The sequence below is a fragment of the Curvibacter sp. GW821-FHT01G03 genome (genome assembly GCF_059422285.1).
Genome location: NZ_JBWKWP010000003.1, coordinates 1 through 22,023 on the forward strand (window position 1 = coordinate 1; position 22,023 = coordinate 22,023).

At 59.4% G+C, this 22,023-nt stretch carries 32 protein-coding genes and 1 pseudogene; 25 read left to right on the forward strand and 8 right to left on the reverse strand.

The genetic code is table 11. The features are described 5' to 3' along the window. The 13 genes from AC07VS_RS04255 to AC07VS_RS04315 form a co-directional block, all read left to right on the forward strand. Window positions 1-106: EF-Tu C-terminal domain-related protein (locus AC07VS_RS04255; protein WP_494750434.1), on the forward strand; the 106-nt coding region annotated here is incomplete at its 5' end. A gap of 29 nt (window positions 107-135) precedes the next feature. Beyond that, a complete protein-coding gene (gene rpsJ / locus AC07VS_RS04260; protein ID WP_019575636.1) occupies window positions 136-450 on the forward strand; it encodes a 30S ribosomal protein S10 in 315 nt (104 codons plus the stop codon). A gap of 195 nt (window positions 451-645) precedes the next feature. Then, window positions 646-1,320, forward strand: coding sequence for a 50S ribosomal protein L3 (gene rplC, locus AC07VS_RS04265; RefSeq protein WP_492349588.1), 675 nt, complete (start codon window positions 646-648; stop codon window positions 1,318-1,320). Beyond that, on the forward strand, window positions 1,320-1,940 hold the full coding sequence (rplD, locus tag AC07VS_RS04270) for a 50S ribosomal protein L4 (protein WP_019575638.1): 621 nt from the start codon (window positions 1,320-1,322) through the stop codon (window positions 1,938-1,940). The genes rplC and rplD overlap by 1 nt, the downstream gene beginning before the upstream one ends. After that, on the forward strand, window positions 1,937-2,251 hold the full coding sequence (gene rplW / locus AC07VS_RS04275) for a 50S ribosomal protein L23 (protein ID WP_019575639.1): 315 nt from the start codon (window positions 1,937-1,939) through the stop codon (window positions 2,249-2,251). The genes rplD and rplW overlap by 4 nt, the downstream gene beginning before the upstream one ends. 2 nt (window positions 2,252-2,253) lie before the next feature. Continuing rightward, window positions 2,254-3,078: a 50S ribosomal protein L2 gene (rplB, locus tag AC07VS_RS04280; RefSeq protein WP_492349589.1), complete on the forward strand. Its 825-nt coding sequence runs from the start codon at window positions 2,254-2,256 to the stop codon at window positions 3,076-3,078. 10 nt (window positions 3,079-3,088) lie between these two features. Then, complete coding sequence (rpsS, locus tag AC07VS_RS04285; RefSeq protein ID WP_027476201.1) at window positions 3,089-3,367, forward strand: 30S ribosomal protein S19; 279 nt, start codon at window positions 3,089-3,091, stop codon at window positions 3,365-3,367. Between the two features lie 9 nt (window positions 3,368-3,376). Beyond that, a complete protein-coding gene (rplV, locus tag AC07VS_RS04290) occupies window positions 3,377-3,706 on the forward strand; it encodes a 50S ribosomal protein L22 (RefSeq protein ID WP_019575642.1) in 330 nt (109 codons plus the stop codon). Between the two features lie 16 nt (window positions 3,707-3,722). Beyond that, complete coding sequence (gene rpsC, locus AC07VS_RS04295; RefSeq protein ID WP_019575643.1) at window positions 3,723-4,607, forward strand: 30S ribosomal protein S3; 885 nt, start codon at window positions 3,723-3,725, stop codon at window positions 4,605-4,607. 2 nt (window positions 4,608-4,609) lie between these two features. Then, window positions 4,610-5,026: a 50S ribosomal protein L16 gene (rplP, locus tag AC07VS_RS04300; RefSeq protein ID WP_019575644.1), complete on the forward strand. Its 417-nt coding sequence runs from the start codon at window positions 4,610-4,612 to the stop codon at window positions 5,024-5,026. Between the two features lie 16 nt (window positions 5,027-5,042). Then, entirely contained in the window at window positions 5,043-5,240 is a 198-nt protein-coding gene (rpmC, locus tag AC07VS_RS04305; protein WP_273925273.1) for a 50S ribosomal protein L29, read from the forward strand. A gap of 9 nt (window positions 5,241-5,249) precedes the next feature. After that, the gene (rpsQ, locus tag AC07VS_RS04310; RefSeq protein ID WP_019575646.1) at window positions 5,250-5,519 is read left to right on the forward strand and encodes a 30S ribosomal protein S17; all 270 of its coding nucleotides are present in this window, start codon (window positions 5,250-5,252) and stop codon (window positions 5,517-5,519) included. 109 nt (window positions 5,520-5,628) lie between these two features. Beyond that, window positions 5,629-6,135 carry a peroxiredoxin gene (locus tag AC07VS_RS04315; protein WP_494657995.1) on the forward strand — a complete coding sequence of 169 codons (507 nt, stop codon included), beginning with the start codon at window positions 5,629-5,631 and terminating at the stop codon, window positions 6,133-6,135. Between the two features lie 86 nt (window positions 6,136-6,221). Here AC07VS_RS04315 and AC07VS_RS04320 read toward each other — a convergent pair whose 3' ends face one another. Continuing rightward, window positions 6,222-6,710: a GNAT family N-acetyltransferase gene (locus tag AC07VS_RS04320; RefSeq protein WP_492349591.1), complete on the reverse strand. Its 489-nt coding sequence runs from the start codon at window positions 6,708-6,710 to the stop codon at window positions 6,222-6,224. A 119-nt stretch (window positions 6,711-6,829) separates the two neighbouring features. After that, a complete protein-coding gene (locus tag AC07VS_RS04325) occupies window positions 6,830-7,330 on the reverse strand; it encodes a TlpA family protein disulfide reductase (RefSeq protein ID WP_492349706.1) in 501 nt (166 codons plus the stop codon). Between the two features lie 16 nt (window positions 7,331-7,346). On the opposite strand from AC07VS_RS04325, the gene AC07VS_RS04330 reads away from it, so the two are divergent. Further along, complete coding sequence (locus AC07VS_RS04330) at window positions 7,347-8,054, forward strand: DUF4197 domain-containing protein (protein ID WP_494750283.1); 708 nt, start codon at window positions 7,347-7,349, stop codon at window positions 8,052-8,054. A 21-nt stretch (window positions 8,055-8,075) separates the two neighbouring features. Here AC07VS_RS04330 and AC07VS_RS04335 read toward each other — a convergent pair whose 3' ends face one another. Continuing rightward, window positions 8,076-9,194 (reverse strand): hypothetical protein, encoded by a 1,119-nt coding sequence (locus AC07VS_RS04335; protein WP_494750284.1) that lies wholly within the window; start codon window positions 9,192-9,194, stop codon window positions 8,076-8,078. Between the two features lie 167 nt (window positions 9,195-9,361). Continuing rightward, a complete protein-coding gene (locus AC07VS_RS04340; protein WP_494750285.1) occupies window positions 9,362-10,102 on the reverse strand; it encodes an alpha/beta fold hydrolase in 741 nt (246 codons plus the stop codon). Between the two features lie 91 nt (window positions 10,103-10,193). Between AC07VS_RS04340 and AC07VS_RS04345 the strand changes: the two genes are divergently transcribed. Genes AC07VS_RS04345 through ptsP form a run of 5 tightly spaced genes read left to right on the forward strand, consistent with a single transcriptional unit; the run spans window position 10,194 to window position 14,491 of the window. Further along, window positions 10,194-10,730 (forward strand): hypothetical protein, encoded by a 537-nt coding sequence (locus AC07VS_RS04345; protein ID WP_492349595.1) that lies wholly within the window; start codon window positions 10,194-10,196, stop codon window positions 10,728-10,730. Window positions 10,731-10,737: 7 nt separating this feature from the next. After that, window positions 10,738-11,994 (forward strand): MFS transporter, encoded by a 1,257-nt coding sequence (locus tag AC07VS_RS04350; RefSeq protein ID WP_494657997.1) that lies wholly within the window; start codon window positions 10,738-10,740, stop codon window positions 11,992-11,994. Continuing rightward, window positions 11,991-12,437, forward strand: a complete 447-nt coding sequence (locus AC07VS_RS04355) for a PTS sugar transporter subunit IIA (protein ID WP_019575655.1) — start codon at window positions 11,991-11,993, stop codon at window positions 12,435-12,437. Before AC07VS_RS04350 ends, AC07VS_RS04355 begins: the two co-directional genes overlap by 4 nt. Continuing rightward, window positions 12,406-12,675 carry an HPr family phosphocarrier protein gene (locus tag AC07VS_RS04360; protein WP_019575656.1) on the forward strand — a complete coding sequence of 90 codons (270 nt, stop codon included), beginning with the start codon at window positions 12,406-12,408 and terminating at the stop codon, window positions 12,673-12,675. The genes AC07VS_RS04355 and AC07VS_RS04360 overlap by 32 nt, the downstream gene beginning before the upstream one ends. A 49-nt stretch (window positions 12,676-12,724) precedes the next feature. Beyond that, window positions 12,725-14,491, forward strand: coding sequence for a phosphoenolpyruvate--protein phosphotransferase (gene ptsP, locus AC07VS_RS04365; protein ID WP_492349597.1), 1,767 nt, complete (start codon window positions 12,725-12,727; stop codon window positions 14,489-14,491). Window positions 14,492-14,549: 58 nt separating this feature from the next. Here ptsP and lipA read toward each other — a convergent pair whose 3' ends face one another. The 4 genes and pseudogenes from lipA to AC07VS_RS04385 all read right to left on the reverse strand — a co-directional run. Continuing rightward, window positions 14,550-15,539 (reverse strand): lipoyl synthase, encoded by a 990-nt coding sequence (gene lipA / locus AC07VS_RS04370; protein ID WP_492349598.1) that lies wholly within the window; start codon window positions 15,537-15,539, stop codon window positions 14,550-14,552. A 4-nt stretch (window positions 15,540-15,543) separates the two neighbouring features. After that, window positions 15,544-16,212: a lipoyl(octanoyl) transferase LipB gene (gene lipB / locus AC07VS_RS04375; protein WP_492349599.1), complete on the reverse strand. Its 669-nt coding sequence runs from the start codon at window positions 16,210-16,212 to the stop codon at window positions 15,544-15,546. 6 nt (window positions 16,213-16,218) lie between these two features. After that, window positions 16,219-16,512: a YbeD family protein gene (locus AC07VS_RS04380; RefSeq protein WP_492349707.1), complete on the reverse strand. Its 294-nt coding sequence runs from the start codon at window positions 16,510-16,512 to the stop codon at window positions 16,219-16,221. A 30-nt stretch (window positions 16,513-16,542) separates the two neighbouring features. Further along, a pseudogene (locus tag AC07VS_RS04385) lies at window positions 16,543-17,400 on the reverse strand (D-amino acid aminotransferase); the annotation flags it as partial. A 199-nt stretch (window positions 17,401-17,599) separates the two neighbouring features. Between AC07VS_RS04385 and AC07VS_RS04390 the strand changes: the two are divergent. The 6 genes from AC07VS_RS04390 to atpA all read left to right on the forward strand — a co-directional run bounded on the left by AC07VS_RS04390 (window position 17,600) and on the right by atpA (window position 21,989). Then, window positions 17,600-18,073, forward strand: coding sequence for an ATP synthase subunit I (locus AC07VS_RS04390; protein WP_494750286.1), 474 nt, complete (start codon window positions 17,600-17,602; stop codon window positions 18,071-18,073). A gap of 36 nt (window positions 18,074-18,109) precedes the next feature. Then, entirely contained in the window at window positions 18,110-18,988 is an 879-nt protein-coding gene (atpB, locus tag AC07VS_RS04395) for a F0F1 ATP synthase subunit A (RefSeq protein WP_492349601.1), read from the forward strand. Window positions 18,989-19,063: 75 nt separating this feature from the next. Beyond that, complete coding sequence (atpE, locus tag AC07VS_RS04400) at window positions 19,064-19,333, forward strand: F0F1 ATP synthase subunit C (protein ID WP_007847749.1); 270 nt, start codon at window positions 19,064-19,066, stop codon at window positions 19,331-19,333. A gap of 34 nt (window positions 19,334-19,367) precedes the next feature. Then, window positions 19,368-19,838 (forward strand): F0F1 ATP synthase subunit B, encoded by a 471-nt coding sequence (locus tag AC07VS_RS04405; protein WP_019575664.1) that lies wholly within the window; start codon window positions 19,368-19,370, stop codon window positions 19,836-19,838. A gap of 9 nt (window positions 19,839-19,847) precedes the next feature. Beyond that, entirely contained in the window at window positions 19,848-20,390 is a 543-nt protein-coding gene (locus tag AC07VS_RS04410) for a F0F1 ATP synthase subunit delta (RefSeq protein WP_019575665.1), read from the forward strand. 45 nt (window positions 20,391-20,435) lie between these two features. After that, the gene (gene atpA, locus AC07VS_RS04415; RefSeq protein ID WP_492349602.1) at window positions 20,436-21,989 is read left to right on the forward strand and encodes a F0F1 ATP synthase subunit alpha; all 1,554 of its coding nucleotides are present in this window, start codon (window positions 20,436-20,438) and stop codon (window positions 21,987-21,989) included. Window positions 21,990-22,023 lie beyond the last annotated feature (34 nt).

The window sequence follows — 22,023 nt, forward strand, 5'->3', positions numbered from 1 at the left end:
AGTGAAGCTGATCAACCCCATCGCCATGGAAGAAGGTCTGCGTTTCGCCATCCGTGAAGGTGGCAAGACTGTGGGCGCCGGCGTGGTTGCGACCATCATCGAGTAATTCTTGATAAGAAAATAAGGAGAATTACCATGTCTACCAAGCAAAAGATCCGCATCCGTCTGAAGGCTTTCGATTACAAGTTGATCGACCAATCGGCCGCTGAAATCGTTGATACTGCCAAGCGCACCGGCGCGATCGTCAAGGGTCCCGTGCCCCTGCCGACCCGCATGAAGCGTTTCGACATCCTGCGTTCGCCGCACGTCAACAAGACCAGCCGTGACCAGTTCGAAATCCGTACCCACCAACGTCTGATGGACATCGTGGACCCGACGGACAAGACGGTTGACGCTCTGATGAAGCTCGACCTGCCGGCTGGCGTCGACGTTGAAATCAAGCTGCAATAAATCCAGCTGTACTGGTATCTGCCTGCAGTGATGCGGGTGGATAGCTGATCAAATAATGCGGACTTGTCCTATGGACAAGTTCGCGTTATACTTTTGGGCTCGGCTGCATTTGTAGTCGAGAATTTATCAACTCTCTTTCACACACAAGCGTCGCGGCCAATTGAAGTCGTGGCGGTGGAAGTTTTGGAGAACTACATGAGTCTGAGCAACTCCCTCGGGTTGCTGGGTCGCAAGGTGGGCATGATGCGTCTGTTCACCGATGATGGGGATGCAATCCCTGTCACGGTGGTGGATGTGTCCAACAACCGCGTGACCCAGGTCAAATCCCAAGAGAAAGACGGCTACGTCGCCCTGCAAGTGACGTTCGGCTCGCGCAAAGCATCGCGCGTGACCAAGCCCGTTGCCGGTCACCTTGCCAAGGCAGGTGTTGAAGCCGGTGAAATCATCCAGGAATTCCGCGTGACCGCTGATACTGCTGCTCAGTATCAAGCTGGTGCTGCCGTGCCTGTGACTGCTGTGTTTGCTGTGGGCCAGAAGGTGGACGTGCAAGGTACGACCATTGGTAAGGGCTTCGCTGGCACCATCAAGCGTCACCACTTCGGTTCGCAGCGCGCATCCCACGGTAACAGCCGTTCGCACAACGTTCCGGGCTCCATTTCGATGGCGCAAGATCCGGGTCGTGTGTTCCCGGGCAAGCGCATGTCGGGTCACCTCGGCGTCGATCTGGTTACCACTCAAAATCTCGACGTGATTCGCATTGACGAAGCACGCCAACTGCTCTTGATCAAGGGCGCTGTTCCGGGCTCCAAGGGTGGCTTCGTGACGGTGCGTCCGGCGATCAAGGCCAAAGCTTCCAAAGGGGCGAACTGATGCAGCTCGAACTCCTGAATGACCAAGGCCAGGCTGCTTCGAAGTACGAAGCTCCTGAAACCGTGTTCGGCCGTGACTACAACGAAGACCTGGTTCACCAGATCGTTGTGGCTTACCAAGCTAACGCCCGTCAAGGCACCCGTGCCCAGAAGGATCGTGAGCAGGTCAAGCACTCGACCAAGAAGCCTTTTAAGCAAAAGGGTACTGGTCGCGCTCGTGCTGGTATGACTTCCTCGCCTCTGTGGCGTGGGGGCGGTCGGATTTTCCCGAACCTGCCGAACGAAAACTTCAGCCAGAAGATCAACAAGAAGATGTACCGCGCTGGTATGGCTTCGATCTTCTCGCAACTGGTGCGTGAAGGCCGTCTGGCTGTGGTGGACACCCTGAAGGTGGACGCTCCGAAGACCAAGCTGCTCGCTGCCAAGTTCAAGGCGATGAACCTTGAATCGGTGATGGTGATTGCCGACGAAGTTGACGAAAACCTGTACCTCGCTTCGCGCAATCTGCCGAACGTGCTCGTCGTTGAAGCCCGTTACGCTGATCCGCTGTCGCTGGTTCATTACAAGAAAGTGCTCGTCACCAAGGGCGCAATCGACAAACTCAAGGAGATGTTCGCATGAGCACCGTGAAGTTTGACGAAGGCCGTCTGATGCAAGTTCTCGTCGCTCCCATCGTGTCCGAAAAGGCCACCCTGGTTGCAGAGAAATCCAATGCTGTGACGTTCAAAGTGCTGCAGGACGCTACCAAGCCCGAAATCAAGGCCGCTGTGGAATTGATGTTCAAGGTTGAGGTCAAGGGCGTGTCTGTGGTGAACACCAAAGGCAAGACCAAGCGTTTTGGCAAGTCCATCGGCCGTCGCGACAATGTTCGCAAGGCTTATGTGACCCTGAAGCCCGGTCAAGAGCTCAACCTCTCTGGGGAGGCTGCGTAATCATGGCTGTCATCAAGATGAAACCCACCTCGCCTGGCCAACGTGCCGTGGTGAAGGTGACGCGTGATCACCTGTACAAGGGTGCTCCGCACGCTGCTTTGCTGGAACCTCAATTCCAGAAGGCCGGTCGCAACAACAATGGTCACATCACCACCCGTCACAAGGGCGGCGGTCACAAGCACCATTACCGTGTTGTCGACTTCCTGCGCAACAAGGATGGCATTCCTGCCAAGGTTGAGCGCGTTGAATACGATCCGAACCGCACGGCCCACATCGCTCTGGTGTGCTACGCCGACGGTGAGCGTCGTTACATCATCGCTCCCCGTGGCGTTGAAGCTGGTGCAACTCTGCTGAGCGGTTCGGAAGCCCCGATCCGTGCTGGCAATACGCTGCCGATCCGCAACATCCCCGTGGGTTCGACCATTCACGCCATTGAACTGCAACCCGGCAAGGGTGCGCAGATCGCTCGCTCGGCTGGCTCGTCTGCCACCCTGCTGGCCCGTGAAGGCGTGTACGCTCAGGTTCGCCTGCGCTCGGGTGAAGTTCGCAAGATTCACATCGAATGCCGTGCCACCATCGGCGAAGTCGCCAACGAAGAACACAGCCTGCGCCAATTGGGCAAGGCCGGTGTGAAGCGTTGGATGGGTATTCGCCCGACCGTTCGCGGTGTGGCTATGAACCCGATCGATCACCCGCACGGTGGTGGTGAAGGTCGTACCGGCGAAGGCCGTCATGCTGTCGATCCTTGGGGCAATCTGACCAAGGGTTACCGTACCCGTAACAACAAGCGCACTCAGGTCATGATCGTGTCGCGCCGTAAAAAGTAAGGGGTAACAAATGACTCGCTCTCTTAAAAAGGGTCCGTTTGTTGACCATCACCTGGTTGCAAAGGTTGAAAAGGCCGTTGCTACCAAGGACAAGAAGCCAATCAAGACCTGGTCGCGTCGTTCCATGGTTCTGCCCGAGTTCATCGGCTTGACCATTGCTGTGCACAACGGCAAGCAACACGTGCCCGTGTACGTTACCGACCAGATGGTGGGCCACAAGCTGGGCGAATTCGCCCTGACGCGCACCTTCAAGGGTCACCCCGCGGACAAAAAAGTCCAGAAGAAATAAGGAATGACCATGGAAACACGTGCAGTCCTCCGGGGCGTTCGTCTGTCGGTCGATAAAGGCCGTCTGGTGGCCGACCTGATCCGCGGCAAGAAGGTGGATCAGGCTCTGAACATCCTGACGTTCACGCAAAAGAAGGCCGCTGGCATTGTCAAGAAGGTTCTTGAATCTGCCATCGCCAACGCCGAACACAATGACGGCGCCGACATTGACGAACTCCGCGTCAAGACGATCTACGTTGAGCAAGGTGCCACGCTGAAGCGTTTCACTGCTCGCGCCAAGGGTCGTGGCAACCGCATCAGCAAGCCCACGTGCCATGTGTACGTGACGGTTGGCAACTGAAAGGCTGGTCAGAAATATGGGACAGAAAATCCATCCTACTGGCTTCCGCTTGGCGGTCAGCCGTAACTGGGCCAGCCGCTGGTACGCGAGCAACCGTGACTTCGCTGGCATGCTGGCTGAAGACATCAAGGTTCGCGAGTACCTGAAGGCCAAGCTGAAGAATGCCGCCGTGTCGCGCATCCTGATCGAGCGTCCTGCCAAGAATGCCCGCATCACGATCTTCTCGGCTCGTCCGGGTGTTGTGATCGGCAAGAAGGGCGAAGACATCGAGAACCTCAAGAAGGAACTCGCAACTCGTCTGGGCGTGCCGGTTGCTGTGAACATCGAAGAAGTGCGCAAGCCTGAAATCGATGCCAAGCTGATCGCTGACTCGATCACCCAGCAGCTCGAAAAGCGCATCATGTTCCGTCGTGCCATGAAGCGTGCCATGCAAAATGCCATGCGTCTGGGTGCTTTGGGCATCAAGATCATGTCTTCGGGTCGTCTGAATGGTATCGAAATCGCTCGTTGCGAGTGGTACCGCGAAGGTCGCGTGCCTCTTCACACCCTGCGTGCGGACATCGATTACGGCTTCTCTGAAGCCAAGACCACCTACGGCGTCATTGGCGTCAAGGTGTGGGTGTACAAGGGTGACACGCTGGGTCGCAATGATCTGCCCGCCGTGACTGAGCCCCGTGCTGAAGAAGAGCGTCGCCCCCGTGGCCCGCGTCGTGATGGCCGCCCAGGCGACCGTCCCGGTGCTGATCGCCGTGGTCCCCGTCGTCCGGTCGGTGGCAATACTGCCCCAGCCGACGGCAGCGACAAGCCTGCTGAAGCCGGTGGTGCTGATGCTAAATCTGCCGTTAAGCGCGTCCGCAAGGTCACCGCGCCCGCTACAGCAGCGGACGGTAAAGGAGAATAACTATGCTGCAACCTGCTCGCCGCAAATATCGCAAGGAGCAAAAGGGTCGCAACACCGGTATTGCCACCCGAGGTAACTCGGTGGCTTTCGGTGACTTCGGCCTGAAATCCACGGACCGTGGCCGTTTGACGGCCCGCCAGATCGAGGCTGCACGTCGTGCAATCTCCCGTCACGTGAAGCGTGGTGGCCGCATCTGGATCCGCGTGTTCCCCGACAAACCAATCTCCCAAAAGCCTGCTGAAGTGCGTATGGGTAACGGTAAGGGTAACCCGGAGTACTACGTGGCTGAAATCCAGCCCGGCAAGGTGCTGTACGAAATCGTTGGCGTGCCCGAAGAGCTCGCTCGCGAAGCGTTCCGTCTGGCCGCTGCAAAGCTGCCCTTGCGCACCACGTTCGTGGCACGCATGCTCGGCCAGTAATTCAGGAGAAATCGAAATGACGAAAGCTGCTGAACTGCGCCAAAAAGACGTTGCCGGCCTCGAAGCTGAAGTGAAGTCCTTGCAAAAGGCCCACTTCGGTCTGCGTATGCAAAAAGCCACGCAACAACTGAACAACACGTCGACCCTGCGCACGACTCGTCGTGACATTGCTCGTGCCAAGACCATTCTTGCTGAAAAGCAAGCCGCCAAGTAAGGAGCCAACATGACGGAAGCTAAAAAATCCCTCAAGCGCACCTTGATCGGCAAGGTTGTCAGCGCAAAGCGTGCCAAGACCGTGACTGTGCTGGTTGAGCGTCGTGTGAAGCACGAGCTCTACGGCAAGATCGTGGGCAAGTCGAGCAAGTACCACGCTCATGATGAAGCTGGTACCTATCAACTGGGTGACGTGATTGAGATCACTGAAAGCCGCCCCATCTCCAAGACCAAGAACTGGGTTGCTACCCGTCTGGTTGAAAAGGCTGGCATCGTTTAAGTCTTATTTGACTTTGACGGTGAGAGTTTGAGAAACGACCCACAATGTGGGTCGTTTTTCTTTTTGGGCCGTGTTTTCATGGCCTCCCCCCAGCGCTTAAGGAGCAAGCATGATCAAAGTTGGCGATACCCTGCCGTCCACCACATTGATGGAGTACTCGGAAGTCGAAGGAGAAGGCTGCAGCATCGGTCCGAATCCGGTGGACGTTGCGAAAGCCGTTTCGGGCAAGACCATTGCCCTGTTTGCACTTCCTGGTGCCTTTACGCCGACCTGCTCGGCCAAACATGTTCCCGGTTACGTGGAATTGGCAGATGATTTCAAGGCGGCAGGTGTCGATGAAATTTGGTGCCTCAGCGTCAACGATGCATTCGTCATGGGCGCATGGGCGCGCGATCAGAAGGTGGCCGGCAAAGTTCGCATGCTCGCCGATGGCAGTGCCGACTTCGCCAAGGCCACTGGCTTGACATTGGACTTGACCGGCCGCGGCATGGGGCTTCGTAGCAATCGCTATTCGATGCTGGTCAAGGATGGAAAGGTCCAGACTTTGAACATTGAAGCACCTGGAAAATTCGAAGTCAGCGATGCGCAGACCCTGCTCGGTCAGGCCAAAAACTGATAGCTTTCAAAGCGTTGCGACCCACCAAGTCCGCAATGAAAAAGGCGCCTATCGAAAGATAGGCGCCTTTTTTCTCTCAAGATGCCTCAAAGATCTGCCTTGAGATAGTGAGACCCGGCAATAGGGTTGTGATAGTACGGTGGGATTTCGATGAAACCGAGCTCTGCGTAGAGCGCCCTGGCGGACTCCATGTCATCCAGAGTGTCCAACAAGACACAGGCGTAAGCAAGTTGGCGGGCGCTGTCCATGATGGACTCTGCCAACATTCGTCCGAGACCGAATCTGCGAAATGCCTTGCGAACGTACAAACGCTTCATCTCTGCCGCGTTAGGGTAGTCTGCTGCATCCAGCGGGCGAAGCGCACAGCAGCCAGCGATCGAGCCTTCTACCAAGGCCAGTAGAAGCGTGCCACGAGGTGCTGCGTACTCACCCGGAAGGTTCAGCAGCTCTTGCTCGAAATTCTGAAAGCAAAGATCTACAGCCAGGCTCGCCGCATACTCGCGAAAGATGTCACGAGCGCACTCGATTTGCTGTGGAGTTTCGCAGACGATGATCTGGATATCGGGACGATTCACGGACGGCGCATCAACAAGCTTTGTTGCATGCATTATGACTTGGAGGACCGACGCGGTCTTCGGTGTCCCGCACACTTGCGAGTGGCCTGTGCGGGCGATAAGGTGTCAGAAATGCGTTTTCAGGCCTCGATCAACAACTTTTCGATCAGCTGTTGAAGCTCATTGAAATCTGGCTCGCCGATGTAGCGCTTGACGATCTGCCCCTGTTTGTTGACCAGATAAGTCGTGGGCGTCAGTTGCACATCCCCCCAGGCTTTGGCGATGGAGCCGGTGTTATCGATGGCTACTTGAAAGGGTAGTTGCCGTGTTTGCGCAAAATTCACCACATAGGCGGGCGGGTCATAACTCATGGCCACGGCCATCGTGTTGAAGCCTTGAGGATGGTATTTCTGGTACGTCGCAATCACCTTGGGCATCTCCGCGACACACGTGGTGCAGCTGGTTGCCCAAAAGTTCACGAGAGTGACCTGTCCCTTGAGGGAGGACGAACTCTTGCTACTACCATCCAGCAGAACAAAAGTGGATTCGGGTGCTTGAACGGGCTTGGCACTCCACCAAGTAGCGCCGATGGCCAACGCCAAAGCGAAGGCGCCAGCCGTCACAAGAATAGCCTTTTTCATATTAAGGATGAACTCCATGCATCGTCGACAGTTTAATTCCAACGCGTCAGCCATGCTTGTCTTGGCACTTGCCGGCGTCTCGGATTTGGCGCAGGCCATCAATCTCTCGGGGCTGAGCAATGCGGATGCTACGGCTGGCCTGAAGGCGACCTTGGAGAAGGGGGCCAGTGCTGCCATCAGTTTGCTCGGTCAAGAGGATGGATTCATGGGCAACCCGAAAGTTCGAATTGGTTTGCCAAAACCTTTGGATGAGGCCGCTGGCATGCTGCGTCGATTTGGCCAAGGCCGCCAACTTGATGAACTGGTCATGGCCATGAATCGCGCGGCCGAACAGGCCATCCCACTTGCCAAAAGCCTGTTGCACGACACCATACAGTCGCTGTCCATCCAGGACGCCAAAAGCATCTTGAGTGGCGGCGACAATTCGGTCACCCAGTTTTTTGAAAGCAAGACCCGTGAGCCCCTCAGTCAGCGCTTTTTGCCTGACGTGAGCAAGGTGACAGCCAGGGTCGGGGTCGCAGAGAAATACAAGCAAGTGGCAAGCAAGGCTGCCAGCGTTGGCTTGCTGAAGCAGGAGGATGCCCAGCTTGACACCTATGTCACTGCAAGAGCGCTGGATGGTCTGTATTTGGTGATTGGTGAGAAGGAGCGGGAGTTTCGCAGCAATCCCTTGGCAGCAGGCAGCGCCGTGATCGAAAAGGCCCTGGGTGCGCTCAAACCCTGACTGATGACGCAGGGCGGCGTGTCATGTGTTCTTGCTGAGCAACCTGGCAAGTACAGAAGGCAGCTTGTTGGTGAGGTTGTCCCTGTTGATGCGTTCAATCGCATCGTCAGCCCAACTGGTCATCGTGAGGGAGTGCTGATCATCCGTCACCTCAAGTACCGGCATCTGCGGGTCTGCTGCTAGCAGCTGTCGCCGGATGCTTTCAAGGCCCACACCGTTCAAGCGTTGGTCGAATATCAGCATTTGCGGGCGCTCGGCTTCACAGTGAGCCTTGGCTTGTTCTGGTGAGCTGACGCTCTCGAGGATGACTTGGCCGGAGCGGCACAAGGGGGTCATGACGTCCACCAGACCAGCGTCTGCGGTGACCAGGAGAATGCGTTGACCCGCCGGGAGTCTGGAATGGCTGCTGGCCCAGGAGTCCATGCCGCTGCTCAGGTCCACGGGGTTGGCCTTTTCCAATTGTTTCACCGTGCGCCTGAACTCCAGGACCAAGCTGAGGCTCTGCGCCGACTCGGTGTGTTGAATTGGAATCTGAGCCAGGGACGCCGACTCCACCAGAAGCCACCAGCTCAGACGATAAGGCGCGGGCGCATGGGTATGCTCAGGGTTTGAGTCCGACACCGTGGGGCGGGCTTTGAAGCTCAAAAGTGCATGTTCGGGCATGCTCTGCATTTCAAGCGTGATGTTCAGTCTGTAGCCGGGGCGCGCCATCCATGAAAGCGCTGCGTGCAACACAGTTTCGAGAAGGCTGGGGTCCAGAATCACCTCCACGGCCTGCAATCGATGCACCAGATCGACCGCCCGGCTTTGCAGCATGCCTGCGTTGTCGGCCAGTGCCTGGCGCAATCGGGCGTCGAGTGCCACATGCTCGTGGGATTGCCTGATCGGACTGTGTGCCAGGTGGTCCAACAATTGACTCTGAGCTGCAATGCGCCTGGCCGTGCCCAACGAGCTCATCAACGCATTGACTTGCGGTCGAGACAATTTACCCGTCGTAAGCAATTGCTGGACGATGTGCTCCATTTCAAGCAAAGGGCCAGACAGCTCCGCACCGATGGAGCCTGCCAGCAGGTACTCTGGCCGTGGTGGTGGCGTGGCTCCTGCGTTGGCTTGGGGGGGGCTGCTTTTGACGGGTTCCATTGAAAACGAGCGGTTGGGTCGGCCAGGAAAGGACGGCATCGATCAAGGGTGTCTGGCCGCAGGTTTCAAGGCCAAGCGCTTCCATCATCGGGCGTATCCTTCACCGATCAAGTGAACGGTAACACCGATTCTGATCGTTGGGTTTGTGCCATTTGGCAATCTGCACGTCAAGCGCTTGAAACAGCACATTCCTGCAGCACTGCCGTCAACTCCTCGGGTGCACTGATCATCGGGTCGTGACCCGTGGCCATGTCGACACGTCGTGATCCAGGCAGCCAGGCGCCATCCCAAAAGCGAGGATCTTGAACACGGGTACGAATCACATCGATCGTGGCCAGTGTGGGGCGAGTGCAGTTGATGAAGGTTCTCGGCGTTTGAGCCACTCGTTTCGCATCGAAATGCAACGGTGCTTCGTAGGTGTGCCCGGGATGGGGTGTCTGGCGCCGCTTGACCCACTGATAGTCAGCATCTGCCAAGCCGAAAATCGCCGGATCGGGTGCCGGAAAACTGTAATCTGGATGGCTCTGCGCAGCGACCAGTCTGGCCTGTCGCGTGGCGCTGGCGTGGGTCGAACTCCAGCTTTCGCCCACTTTGGGCACCACCGCATCGACGTACACCAGGTGTTTGAGTCGGTGCGGCAGGCGATCTGCCACCGCCGTTCCAAGCATGCCCGCATAGGAGTGCACGACCAACACCACGTCATGCAATTCCTCGGACTCCATGGCGTTCACCACGTCGCTGATGTGGGTCTCCAGGGTGATGGCGGGTGACATCAGATGGGCGCGTTCCCCCAGGCCCGTCAAGGTGACTGCGTGCGCCCTGTGCCCATCGCGAATGAGGGCTTGCGTCACGTGCTGCCAGCACCAGGCGCCATGCCAGGCGCCGTGAACAAGTAAGAAGTGGGCCATGGGTCGATCTCCTGAGCGTCAAAAGAGTGCGTTGCAAACACTGCTTTGCTGAGCAGTGCACCAAGCTGGTGGTGCGGCTGATAATGATGACATGAGTTCACTGAAGTCGATTTGGCCCTTGGGCGTGTTGATGTCGTTGCTGGCCTGCAGCCCGGCCCTCAATTGGCGCAGTGTGCGCATCGACGACCTGTCGCTGCAGGCAGCGCTGCCTTGCAAGCCAGAGCGAGCCGCTCGGCAAGTGCCGTGGGCCGAGCAAGCCGTTGACATGAAACTCGTCGGCTGTGAGGCGCGGGGGGCGATGTGGACCATTGCGTCTATGGCGCTACCCCAGAACATGTCTGTCGGCGAGGGCTTGGCCCATTGGAGGCAAATCACGCTGGCGCATCTGCGATCCGACGCTGCCGCAGCAAGCCGTTCGTTTGTGCCCCGGGGCGCCTTGGAGGTACCACAGTCAACAAGGGTGCATGTGCGAGGGCAAACGCCCGATGGGGCCGCACTGGAGGTTGATCTGGCCTGGTTTGCCCGGGTCTCGTCGGGCGGGGCCTATCTTTACCAGGCGGGGGTCTATGCGCCAGCGTCTGAGGCGGAAGGTGCGGAGACGCTTCTGGCCGGACTGCATTTCGAGTGAGGTGCTCTTGAACACAGCACTCAAGCGCGGTCGCTTGATCGCCATCTTCCTGGCATTCGCATTTGCGTATTTTTTCTCGGCACTCATCCGGGCGGTCACGGCCACTTTGTCGCCGGTGCTCACCCAGGAACTGGCTTTGCAGGCGCGTGATCTGGGGCTGCTTGCCGGTGGCTACTTTCTGGGCTTCTCCGTGACCCAGCTTCCCCTGGGTGCCTGGCTTGATCGGCATGGACCACGCAAGGTCATCTTGTGCTTTCTTTCCCTGGCCGTATTGGGTTGTCTGGCCTTCTCCATGGCGACCAGCTTCTCGGGCTTGATGGCCGCCCGTGTGTTGTGTGGCGTGGGTGTCAGCGCCTGCCTGATGGCACCGCTGACGGGCTTTCGGCGCTGGATGGCGCCTCAAACCCAGTTGCGGGCTAACTCGTGGATGCTGATGACGGGATCATTTGGCATGGTGGCCTCCACCTTGCCTGTTCAGTGGTTGCTGCCGCAAATCGGTTGGCGGCCTCTGTTCTGGGGCCTCGCCGCATTGACCGCTCTGGGCATGGCCTTGATCGCTTGGCTGGTTCCTCATTGGCACTCAGGCCAGCTCATCAGGCCGGTTGAGGTGGGGGCTCAGCCGCCTGTCATGCCGAAGGGCTACGCAGCAGTTTGGTCAGATCCTTATTTCAGAAGAATGACCCCCATCGGCTTCTTCAGTTACGGCGGCATGGTGGCCATTCAGACGCTGTGGGCGGGCCCCTGGATGGTGAAAGTGGCTGGCTACAGTGCGGCCGAGGCCGCCACGGGCTTGTTTGCGATCAATCTGTGCATGCTCTGCACCTTCTGGTCTTGGGGCATGTTGACCCCCTGGCTGTTTTCAAGGGGCGTTTCGGTAGACCGGCTCATCACCTTTGGACTGCCGGCCAGCCTGCTGACCTTGTCGGGCATTCTGTTGGCGGGTGAGCGTGCCGGGGCTGCGGCCTGGGCTTTGTTCTGCGTCACTTCAACTGTGATTTCGTTGGCCCAGCCGGCCGTGGCTTTGGCGTTTGCACCGGCATTGGCGGGGCGTGCGCTGTCCGCCTACAACCTGGTGGTCTTTGCCGGCGTCTTTGTCTTGCAATGGGGGATTGGCCTGGGGGTGGACCTGTTCTCCTCGCTGGGCTTTTCATCAGTCGATGCATTTCGTGCTGCCATGGGGGTATTCCTGTCCCTCAGTGTCCTGAGTTACGGCTACTTCCTGGCCCTGAAAAGCCATAATGCACGGCAACCAAATTCCCCATGAGCAACAGTATTCTGATCATCGCCCACGCGCCCTTGGCCCATGCCTTGCGTCAATGTGCGCTGCACGTGTTTCCAGACTGCGAGCGTGACATCGTCGCCGTCGACGTGCAGCCCAACATCTCTCCGGAAGAGACCTTGGCTACTGCGCGCATCGCGATGACTGAGCTTTCAGCCCGTGACACGCTGGTGCTGACGGACGTGTTCGGTGCCACGCCTTGTAACGTGGCCCAGCGGCTGGTGGATGGCGTGCATTCCCGGCTTGTGGCCGGTGTCAATTTACCCATGCTGCTGCGCACGGTGACGTATCGGCATGAATCCCTGGATGCCCTGGTGTCCCGGGCCGTGGTGGGTGGCACGCAGGGCGTCCTGCAGGTGGCCATCACGGCGCCCCAGAACCAGGCAAGGAGAAGAAATGATCAAATCCACCACGACCATCAGCAATAAGCTCGGCCTGCATGCGCGGGCCTCGGCCAAGCTCACCAAGCTCGCAGGCAGTTTCCCCTGCGAAGTCTGGATTTCCAAAGGTGAGCGCCGCGTCAATGCCAAGAGCATCATGGGTGTGATGATGCTGGCAGCCGGTCTGGGCAGCACGGTCAGCCTCGAAACCGAGGGGCCGCGAGAGCAAGAAGCCATGGACGCCTTGTTGGCGTTGATGGCCGACAAATTCGGGGAAGGCGAGTGAGCTGCCCGGGGCATCTCCCGGACTCACTTTCCCTGCAACGGAGACATCCATGACATTCACCGTCCATGGTCTGGCTGTGGCCCGGGGCATTGCCATCGGGCGGGCGGTGCTGGTGGCATCCAGCCGCATCGATGTGGCCCACTACTTCATCGATGCGTCGCGCATACCTGAAGAAATCGACCGCATCCGCGTCGCCCGCAACGCGGTGGTGGATGAGTTGCAGCGACTGCAACAAGGCCTGTCCCAGATGGGGCCCAACGATGCGCCGCAAGAACTGACGGCCTTGCTGGACGTGCACCTCATGTTGCTCCAGGACGAGGCCTTGACCTCGGGTGTGAAACACTGGGTGACCGAGCGCCTGTACAACGCCGAGTGGGCCTTGACCACCCAGCTTGAAGTGATCGGCCGCCAGTTTGATGAGATGGAGGACGAGTACCTGCGCGAACGCAAGGCCGACCTGGAGCAGGTGGCCGAGCGCATCCTGCGGCACATGAAAGGGGCCGCGTCACCGGTCTCGCCGCCCCCGCCCTCGCCGCGTCGCAATCAGCAGGAACTGCTGCTCGACGACACCGTCGACGTGCCGCTGGTGCTGGTGGCCCATGACCTGTCGCCGGCGGACATGCTGCAGTTCAAACAAAGCGTGTTCGCGGGTTTCGTCACCGATGTGGGGGGCAAGACCTCTCACACGGCCATCGTCGCGCGCAGCATGGACATCCCGGCCGTGGTGGGGGCCCGCAGTGCCAGCCAGTTGGTGCGCCAGGACGACTGGGTGATCATTGATGGCGACGCCGGTGTGATGATCGTCGACCCTTCGCCCATCATTCTGGCTGAGTATGGTTTCAAACAACGCCAGGGTGAGCTTGAACGTCAGCGCCTGTCGCGCTTGCGGCACACCCCTGCCGTCACCATGGATGGTGAAAAAGTCGAGTTGCTGGCCAACATCGAGATGCCCGATGATGCGCCCGCCGCGCTGGCTGCCGGGGCACTGGGGGTGGGGCTGTTCCGCAGCGAATTTCTGTTCATGGGCCGTCAGGGCAAGCTGCCCGGCGAAGAAGAGCAGTACCAAGCCTATCGGCGTGCCGTCGAGGGCATGCAGGGGTTGCCCGTCACCATCCGCACGGTGGATGTAGGGGCTGACAAGCCCCTGGACTATGCCCACCGCGATGACGCTCACCTCAACCCGGCGTTGGGTTTGCGGGCCATCCGCTGGAGCCTGGCAGACCCCGCCATGTTCCGAACACAGTTGCGCGCCATCTTGCGGGCCGCCGTGCATGGCAAGGTGAAATTGCTGATTCCGATGTTGGCCCACGGTTCCGAGATACGCCAGGCCCTGGCGCAGATCGACCACGCCCGTGCCGAACTCGACAACCTGGGGGTGGTTCATGGGCCGATTCAACTGGGGGCGATGATCGAGATACCGGCGGCCGCGTTGTCGGTGCGCATGTTCCTCAAGTACTTCGACTTTCTGTCCATCGGCACCAACGACCTCATCCAGTACACGCTGGCCATTGACCGTGCCGACGAGTCGGTAGCGCACCTCTACGATCCCCTGCACCCGGCGGTGCTCAAGCTGGTCGCCGAGACCATTGCCGAGTGCCGGGCACAAGGCAAGGACGTGAGTGTGTGCGGTGAAATGGCGGGCGATGTCAGCGCCACGCGTTTGCTGCTGGGCCTGGGCCTGCGCAGCTTCTCCATGCATCCTTCGCAGATCCTGGCGGTCAAGCAAGAGATCTTGCGCAGCGATACGCGCAAGTTGGCAAGCTGGGCTCAGGCCGTGCTCAACGACGATGAGCCGTCACGCTTGATGCCCAACTGATTTTCGTCGCCAGCGCCGCTGCCACGCCCATTGCGGGTGGGCAGGGCGGCCTGGCGTTTCAGGCCTTGGATTCGAGCACGTGCCCGGCTTGCTGGTCTGCGTGGTAGCTGGAGCGGACCATGGCCCCCACAGCGGCGTGGCTGAAGCCCATCTTGTAAGCCTCGGTCTCGAACATTTTGAAGGTGTCCGGGTGCACGTAGCGGCGCACCGGCAGGTGGCTGTTCGTGGGGGCCAGGTATTGGCCGATGGTGAGCATGTCGATGCCGTGTTCGCGCATGTCGCGCATCACTTGCAGAATTTCTTCATCGGTCTCGCCCAGACCCACCATTAGGCCGCTCTTGGTCGGCACGTTGGGGTGCAGTGCCTTGAACTTCTTGAGCAAGTTCAGGCTGAAGGCGTAATCCGAGCCTGGACGGGCTTCTTTGTAGAGGCGCGGCACGGTTTCCAGGTTGTGGTTCATCACGTCCGGCGGGGCGGCCTTGAGGATTTCTAGCGCCCGGTCATCACGCCCGCGGAAGTCGGGCACCAGGATTTCGATCTGGGTGGTGGGGGACAGCGCCCGGGTCTGACGGATGCACTCCACAAAGTGGCCGCTTCCGCCGTCGCGCAAGTCGTCCCGGTCCACGCTGGTGATCACCACGTACTTGAGCTTCAGGCGGGCAATCGTCTTGGCCAGGTTTTCGGGTTCGTTGGTGTCCAGAGGGTCTGGCCGGCCATGACCCACGTCGCAAAACGGGCAGCGACGTGTGCACTTGTCGCCCATGATCATGAAGGTGGCCGTGCCCTTGCCAAAACACTCGCCGATGTTGGGGCAGGAGGCCTCCTCGCACACCGTGTTGAGTTTGTTCTCGCGCAGGATCTGCTTGATCTCGTAGAACCGGGTGGTGGGGGAGCCTGCCTTGACTCGGATCCATTCCGGCTTTTTCAGCACCTCAGCCTGCTCGACCTTGACAGGGATGCGGGACAGCTTGGCCGCAGCTTTCTGCTTGGCCAGCGGGTTGTAGGCGTCTACGCCCTGTGCTTCTCGAACGACTTCGTTGGTGCTCATCTGATTACGGCGCGAGGAAGGTCTGGAGCTTCTGGCCCAGGACCGCTGCTGCGTCTTCCCAAGTGGATTGAACCCCGATTGTAGAAAGGTCCACGGTTTGCAGACCCGCGTAGCCACAAGGGTTGATGCGTTGATAGGGCGACAGGTCCATCGCCACATTGAGTGCCACGCCATGGTAAGTGCAGTGGCGGCTCACCTTGATCCCCAGCGCCGCGATCTTGCCCAGGCCCCGGAAAGGGTCGTGCTCGGGCATCGGGCCGTTCAGTGCCGCATGGCTGAAGGGGTCATCCAGGCGCACATAGATGCCCGGCGCTCCGGCAACCCGGTGCCCTGTTACACCGAAGTGGATCAAGGTGCGTAGCACGGCCTCTTCGATGCGGTACACATACTCCTTGACGTAGTAGCCCGCCCGCCTGAGGTCGATCAGCGGGTAGGCCACCACCTGGCCCGGTCCGTGAAAAGTGACCTGCCCCCCGCGGTTGGTGGCTACCACGGGGATGTCGCCCGGGGCCAGCAGGTGGCTGTCCAGCCCTGCCAGTCCTTGGGTGAAGACAGGGGGGTGTTCGCACAGCCACAGTTCATCGGGCGTGCTCTCAATGCGGCCGTCCGTGAAGGCGCGCATGGCCTCCAGCGTCGGTTCGTAGGGTACCTGACCCAGGGGGCGCAGCTGCATGGGGTCTCAGAGCACGTATTTGGCCAGGGGGTGGGCGGTCAGTGCCCGGTACAGGTTGTCGAGTTGCTCGCGGCTGGTGGCCGTCACGGTCAGGGTCACGCTGAGGTACTTGCCCCCGGAGCTGTCGCGCAGTTGCACGCGCGTCATCTCAAAGCTGGGGTCGTGCTCGGTGGCGATCGCGGTCATGGTCTCGACAAAGCCTTCCACTTTCGGCCCCATCACCTTGATCGGAAACAGGCTGGGAAACTCGATCAGTGATTCCTGTGCAGGAGGCGTGACGGCGGTTGGGGCTGCCGGCACTGCATCGATGGCGGGCGCCGCAGGGGCGCCTTGCTTGGCGCGTTGGTAGCCGGCATAGAGCTGGGCGTACACCGGCCCAGGGCGACCGCTGCCCACTGGTTGGTCGTCAAGGCGTGACACCGCCAGCACCTCCTTGGTGGCCGACGACAGCAGTACCTCGTCGGCGTTGCGCAATTCAGCCTCGCTGATGCGACGCAGTTCGAAGGGGATGTTGGCTTCTTTGCACAGGGTCTCGATCAGACCGTAGCGGATGCCTTCCAGTACCAGGCCATCGCGGGGCGCGCCCAGCACGCGGCCATCCTTCACCACCCAGACGTTGCTGGACGAGGCTTCGGTGAGGTAACCGTCCCGTAACAGGATGGTCTCGGTGGCGCCGGCTTCGACGCTGATCTGGCGCGCCAGCACGGCGCTGAGCAGGCTGGTGCTCTTGATGTGCCCTTTCTTCCAGCGGAAGTCTTCGGCTGTCACGCATGCCACGCCGTTTTCGCGGGCGGCGGCTGATTGAGCTTTCAGCGGGTTGATCATGGCGAACACCGTAGGGGTGATGCCTTGGGGCATGGCGTGATCGCGCGGAGCCACACCTCTGGAGACCTGGATGTAGACGGTCTCTTCGCCTGTGGCACTTGCGGCGTTGCGTTCGACCAGCGCATCTGCGATCTGGCGCCACTGTTCAGGCGTGTGGGGGTTGGGAATTTGCACCTCGGCCAGCGAGCGGAACAGTCGAGCCAGGTGTTCATCGAAGCGGAACAGGCGGCCCTGATAGACCGGAATGACCTCATAGATGCCGTCGCCAAAAATGAAGCCTCGGTCAAGCACGCTGATGCGGGCATCTTGGAGGGCGGTATAGTCGCCGTTGAGGTAGCAGAGGGTGTCGGGTAGTGCTTGCATGGTGAAATTATCCCCGCAGGCCTGAGGCCGTGCAGACGTGGCTGACCCAAGCTTGCCCATTCGCTCGACCTAAGTCAAAACACCTTTGACCTAGGGCCTTTCCCGAGTGGACTGCTTTACATGCGTTGACGTTGCGGGTTTTTACTTATAATCAATGGCTTTGCTGAAATTCAGGCGTGTAACCCTGGCGTAACCAAGAATGAACACAATCGCGCCAGTTCCTGAAGATGAGGCGGAAGAGTCTGATTTCAAGCCGCTGACTGCTGAAGAAGCGCAGCAGCTTCGTGCAAGAATTGCGCCCGTTTCATTGGGGCGTGTTCTGGCGGTTCAGGCTCTGGTTGGGTGTCTGGTGGCCTTGGCTGCCTGGGGCCTGACTGGACGGCCAGCAGCCGGTTGGACTGCTGCCTACGGCGCGATGGCGGTGGTGATTCCTGCCGCACTGTTTGCCCGAGGGGTGCGCAAGCACATGTCGTCTGGCAATCCGGGTACTGCGGTCACCGGGTTGTTTGGGTGGGAGCTCGTGAAGATCGTCCTGACGGTGGCCTTGCTGGCTGCTGCACCTTGGGTGTTGCCTGAGGTGGTCTGGCTGGCGTTGTTGGCCGGCATGGTCGTCACGCTGAAAATGTACTGGCTTGCACTGTGGGTGCAGACCAGGTCTGTTAAACCGACTTGACTCTTCGTTTGAAGAGTCAAAAGAAAGAGTTGAAAGATGAGCGCAGCAGAACACGGTCCGACAGCGAGTGAGTACATCGTTCACCACTTGCAGCATCTGCAGAACGTCCAGCAGAAAGCGATTGTTGATTTTTCAGTGATCAACTTTGATTCGTTGATCGTGGCCGGTCTGTTGGGCGTCGTCGCGCTGATCTTGCTCTTGACTGCTGCGCGCAAGGCCACCTCGGGCGTGCCGGGCCGTTTTCAAGCTGCTGTCGAAATCTTGGTTGAAATGGTCGACAACCAGGCCAAGGCCAACATCCACAGCGCCGAAAGCCGCAAGTTCATCGCTCCCCTGGGTCTGACGGTTTTTGTCTGGATCTTCCTGATGAACTTCATGGACATGCTGCCGGTCGATTTGCTGCCCGCACTTTGGGGCAAAGTCTACGAAGCCAATGGCGGTGAAGCCCATCATGCTTTCCTGCGCATCGTTCCCACGGCCGACCTCTCCACCACCCTGGGCCTGGCTTTTGCCGTCCTGCTGCTGCGCTTCTGGTACAGCATCAAGATCAAGGGCGCCGGCGGCTGGGCTCACGAACTGGTGTCTGCGCCTTTTGGCACCAGCAAGAACCCCATCTTTGCCCTGGTTCTGGGCGTGATCAACCTTTTGATGCAAATCATCGAATACGTCGCCAACACCGTGTCTCACGGCATGCGACTGTTCGGCAACATGTACGCTGGCGAGCTGGTGTTCATGTTGATCGCCTTGATGGGCGGCGCCGCTGCGCTCTCGCTCTCTGGTGTTCTGCTGCCTGTCGGCCACATCATCGCCGGCACCATCTGGACGCTGTTCCACATCCTCGTGATCACGTTGCAAGCCTTCATTTTCATGATGCTCGCGCTGATCTACCTGGGTCAGGCGCACAACGCCCACTAAGCGCTCACCAGGCGCCCTCTGATTTCGTTTCGTTTCTTCTTTCCTCAACCATCCGTTTCTTAATTAGGAGTCATCATGGAAAACATTCTCGGTCTCGTCGCTCTGGCTTGTGGTCTGATCGTTGGTCTGGGCGCTATCGGCGCTTCTATCGGCATCGCCCTGATGGGTGGCAAGTTCCTCGAATCGTCGGCTCGTCAGCCTGAACTGATCAACGAACTGCAAACCAAGATGTTCATCTTGGCCGGTCTGATCGACGCAGCCTTCCTGATCGGCGTGGCTATCGCTCTGCTGTTCGCCTTCGCCAACCCGTTTGCTTCGACCTTCTTGGCCAACCTGCCCAAGTAATTCCCGTTCAACGCCACTCTAGAAAGGTGTTGCCGTGAGTATCAATGCGACCCTGTTCATTCAGGCCATCGTATTCCTGATCTTGGTGTGGTTCACGATGAAATTCGTGTGGCCCCCGATCGCGAAAGCGCTGGATGAACGTGCCCAGAAAATCGCCGATGGTCTCGCTGCTGCCGACCGTGCCAAAACCGAACTCGCCGCTGCAGATCAGCGCGTGAAGAAGGAATTGGCCGCCGCCAGCACCGAAACTGCATCGCGTCTGGCTGATGCCGAGCGTCGTGCTCAGGCCATCATCGACGAGGCCAAGGCCCGTGCCACCGAAGAAGGCAACAAGATCGTTGCCGCTGCCAAGGCTGAGGCTGAGCAGCAATCGGTCAAGGCCCGCGAGGCCCTGCGTGAGCAGGTCGCCGTGCTGGCCGTCAAGGGTGCCGAGCAAATCCTGCGCAAGGAAGTCGATGCCGGCGTTCACGCCGATCTGCTGAATCGCCTGAAGACTGAGCTGTAAGGAGCAACCATGGCTGAACTCGCCACCATTGCCCGTCCTTACGCCGAGGCCTTGTTCAAGGCCAGCACTTCGACCGCAGGCGTTGATCTCAACGCCACGGCCGGCTGGCTGGACGAGCTGGCTGCGATTGCAGCCGACGCCCAGCTCAAGCAGTTTGCCGAGAGCCCGAAGGTCAGTGCCCAGCAGGTCTTTGACCTGGTGGCCGGCCTGACCAAGTACGTTCTGCCCGATCAGGGCAAGAACTTCCTGCGAACGGTGATCGACAACGGTCGTCTGCAGGCACTGCCCGAAGTCGCTGCCCAGTTCCGCAAGCTGGTCAATGCCCAGAGCGGTTCGTCGGATGCCGTTGTGTACAGCGCATTCCCGATCGATGGTGCTGCCCTGGCAGACCTCGCCGCCTCGCTCGAAAAGCGTTTTGGCCGCAAGCTCAACCTGACCGTCGAAACCGACAGCACCTTGATTGGTGGTGTCCGTGTGGCAGTGGGCGACGAAGTGCTCGACACCTCGGTCAAAGCGCGCCTCGAACAAATGAAAGCGGCCCTGGCCGCGTAACCGCGGCCTTGTGCCTCGGCTAAACAAAGAAAGAAGGAAAGAGTCATGCAACTCAATCCCGCAGAAATTTCTGAATTGATCAAGAGCCGCATCGAAGGGCTGGCTGGCAGCGCTGACATCCGCAACCAGGGCACCGTGGTGTCCGTGACCGACGGTATCGTTCGCGTGCATGGCCTGTCTGACGTGATGCAGGGCGAAATGCTCGAATTCCCGGCCAACGCTGAAGGCGTGCCTTCGTACGGCCTGGCCCTGAACCTGGAGCGCGACTCCGTCGGCGCCGTGATTCTGGGCGAGTACGAGCACATCTCCGAAGGCGACACCGTGAAGTGCACGGGCCGCATTCTGGAAGTGCCCGTGGGCCCCGAACTGATTGGCCGTGTGGTGAACGCCCTGGGCCAGCCTATCGACGGCAAGGGTCCGATCAACGCCAAGATGACCGACGTGATCGAAAAGGTGGCACCTGGTGTGATCGCCCGTGAATCCGTGGGTCAACCGCTGCAAACCGGTCTGAAGTCCATCGACTCGATGGTGCCCGTGGGCCGTGGTCAGCGCGAGTTGATCATTGGCGACCGCCAGACCGGCAAGACGGCCGTGGCCATCGACGCCATCATCAACCAGAAGGGCCAAGGCGTCACCTGCGTGTACGTCGCGATTGGTCAGAAGGCCTCGTCCATCAAGAACGTCGTGCGCTCTCTGGAGCAGGCTGGCGCCATGGACTACACCATCGTGGTGGCTGCCTCGGCTTCTGAATCGGCTGCCATGCAGTACGTGTCGGCCTACTCGGGCTGCACGATGGGCGAATACTTCCGCGACCGTGGTGAAGACGCGCTGATCGTTTATGACGATCTGTCCAAGCAAGCTGTGGCTTACCGTCAGGTGTCGCTGCTGCTGCGCCGCCCCCCAGGCCGTGAAGCTTTCCCTGGCGACGTGTTCTATCTCCACAGCCGTCTGCTCGAACGCGCCGCTCGCGTGAATGCCGACTACGTGGAAGCCTTCACCAAGGGCGAAGTCAAGGGCAAGACCGGTTCGCTGACCGCTCTCCCCGTGATCGAAACCCAAGCTGGTGACGTGTCTGCCTTCGTTCCGACCAACGTGATCTCGATCACTGACGGCCAGATCTTCCTGGAAACCAGCCTGTTCAACGCCGGTATCCGCCCCGCCATCAATGCCGGTATCTCGGTGTCGCGCGTCGGTGGTGCTGCCCAGACCAAGCTGATCAAGAACCTGTCCGGTGGTATCCGTACCGACTTGGCCCAGTACCGTGAACTGGCTGCCTTCGCGCAGTTCGCTTCTGACCTGGACGAAGCCACCCGCAAGCAGCTCGACCGCGGTGCCCGCGTGACCGAATTGCTCAAGCAGGCTCAGTACAGCCCGCAGCCCATTTCGCTGATGGGCGCTACGCTGTTCGCGGTCAACAAGGGTTTCCTGGACGACATCGACGTCAAGAAGGTTCTGGCCTTCGAACACGGCCTGCACCAGTTCCTGAAGACCAGCCATGCTGCCCTGCTCGCCAAGCTCGAGAAGGACAAGGCCATGGACAAGGACGCCGAAGCTGAAATGACCGCCGCCATTGGTGCGTTCAAGAAGTCGTTTGCTTAAGTAGCTCTCCAAGCACCCAACAAACGCTTTAGGA

Coding starts and splice junctions, on each gene's coding strand:
- rpsJ (WP_019575636.1), top strand. CDS start 136: ATGTCTACCAAGCAAAAGATCCGCATCCGTCTGAAGGCTTTCGATTAC.
- rplC (WP_492349588.1), top strand. CDS start 646: ATGAGTCTGAGCAACTCCCTCGGGTTGCTGGGTCGCAAGGTGGGCATG.
- rplD (WP_019575638.1), top strand. CDS start 1,320: ATGCAGCTCGAACTCCTGAATGACCAAGGCCAGGCTGCTTCGAAGTAC.
- rplW (WP_019575639.1), top strand. CDS start 1,937: ATGAGCACCGTGAAGTTTGACGAAGGCCGTCTGATGCAAGTTCTCGTC.
- rplB (WP_492349589.1), top strand. CDS start 2,254: ATGGCTGTCATCAAGATGAAACCCACCTCGCCTGGCCAACGTGCCGTG.
- rpsS (WP_027476201.1), top strand. CDS start 3,089: ATGACTCGCTCTCTTAAAAAGGGTCCGTTTGTTGACCATCACCTGGTT.
- rplV (WP_019575642.1), top strand. CDS start 3,377: ATGGAAACACGTGCAGTCCTCCGGGGCGTTCGTCTGTCGGTCGATAAA.
- rpsC (WP_019575643.1), top strand. CDS start 3,723: ATGGGACAGAAAATCCATCCTACTGGCTTCCGCTTGGCGGTCAGCCGT.
- rplP (WP_019575644.1), top strand. CDS start 4,610: ATGCTGCAACCTGCTCGCCGCAAATATCGCAAGGAGCAAAAGGGTCGC.
- rpmC (WP_273925273.1), top strand. CDS start 5,043: ATGACGAAAGCTGCTGAACTGCGCCAAAAAGACGTTGCCGGCCTCGAA.
- rpsQ (WP_019575646.1), top strand. CDS start 5,250: ATGACGGAAGCTAAAAAATCCCTCAAGCGCACCTTGATCGGCAAGGTT.
- AC07VS_RS04315 (WP_494657995.1), top strand. CDS start 5,629: ATGATCAAAGTTGGCGATACCCTGCCGTCCACCACATTGATGGAGTAC.
- AC07VS_RS04325 (WP_492349706.1), bottom strand. CDS start 7,330: ATGAAAAAGGCTATTCTTGTGACGGCTGGCGCCTTCGCTTTGGCGTTG.
- AC07VS_RS04330 (WP_494750283.1), top strand. CDS start 7,347: ATGCATCGTCGACAGTTTAATTCCAACGCGTCAGCCATGCTTGTCTTG.
- AC07VS_RS04335 (WP_494750284.1), bottom strand. CDS start 9,194: ATGGAACCCGTCAAAAGCAGCCCCCCCCAAGCCAACGCAGGAGCCACG.
- AC07VS_RS04340 (WP_494750285.1), bottom strand. CDS start 10,102: ATGGCCCACTTCTTACTTGTTCACGGCGCCTGGCATGGCGCCTGGTGC.
- AC07VS_RS04345 (WP_492349595.1), top strand. CDS start 10,194: ATGAGTTCACTGAAGTCGATTTGGCCCTTGGGCGTGTTGATGTCGTTG.
- AC07VS_RS04355 (WP_019575655.1), top strand. CDS start 11,991: ATGAGCAACAGTATTCTGATCATCGCCCACGCGCCCTTGGCCCATGCC.
- AC07VS_RS04360 (WP_019575656.1), top strand. CDS start 12,406: ATGATCAAATCCACCACGACCATCAGCAATAAGCTCGGCCTGCATGCG.
- ptsP (WP_492349597.1), top strand. CDS start 12,725: ATGACATTCACCGTCCATGGTCTGGCTGTGGCCCGGGGCATTGCCATC.
- lipA (WP_492349598.1), bottom strand. CDS start 15,539: ATGAGCACCAACGAAGTCGTTCGAGAAGCACAGGGCGTAGACGCCTAC.
- lipB (WP_492349599.1), bottom strand. CDS start 16,212: ATGCAGCTGCGCCCCCTGGGTCAGGTACCCTACGAACCGACGCTGGAG.
- AC07VS_RS04390 (WP_494750286.1), top strand. CDS start 17,600: ATGAACACAATCGCGCCAGTTCCTGAAGATGAGGCGGAAGAGTCTGAT.
- atpB (WP_492349601.1), top strand. CDS start 18,110: ATGAGCGCAGCAGAACACGGTCCGACAGCGAGTGAGTACATCGTTCAC.
- atpE (WP_007847749.1), top strand. CDS start 19,064: ATGGAAAACATTCTCGGTCTCGTCGCTCTGGCTTGTGGTCTGATCGTT.
- AC07VS_RS04410 (WP_019575665.1), top strand. CDS start 19,848: ATGGCTGAACTCGCCACCATTGCCCGTCCTTACGCCGAGGCCTTGTTC.
- atpA (WP_492349602.1), top strand. CDS start 20,436: ATGCAACTCAATCCCGCAGAAATTTCTGAATTGATCAAGAGCCGCATC.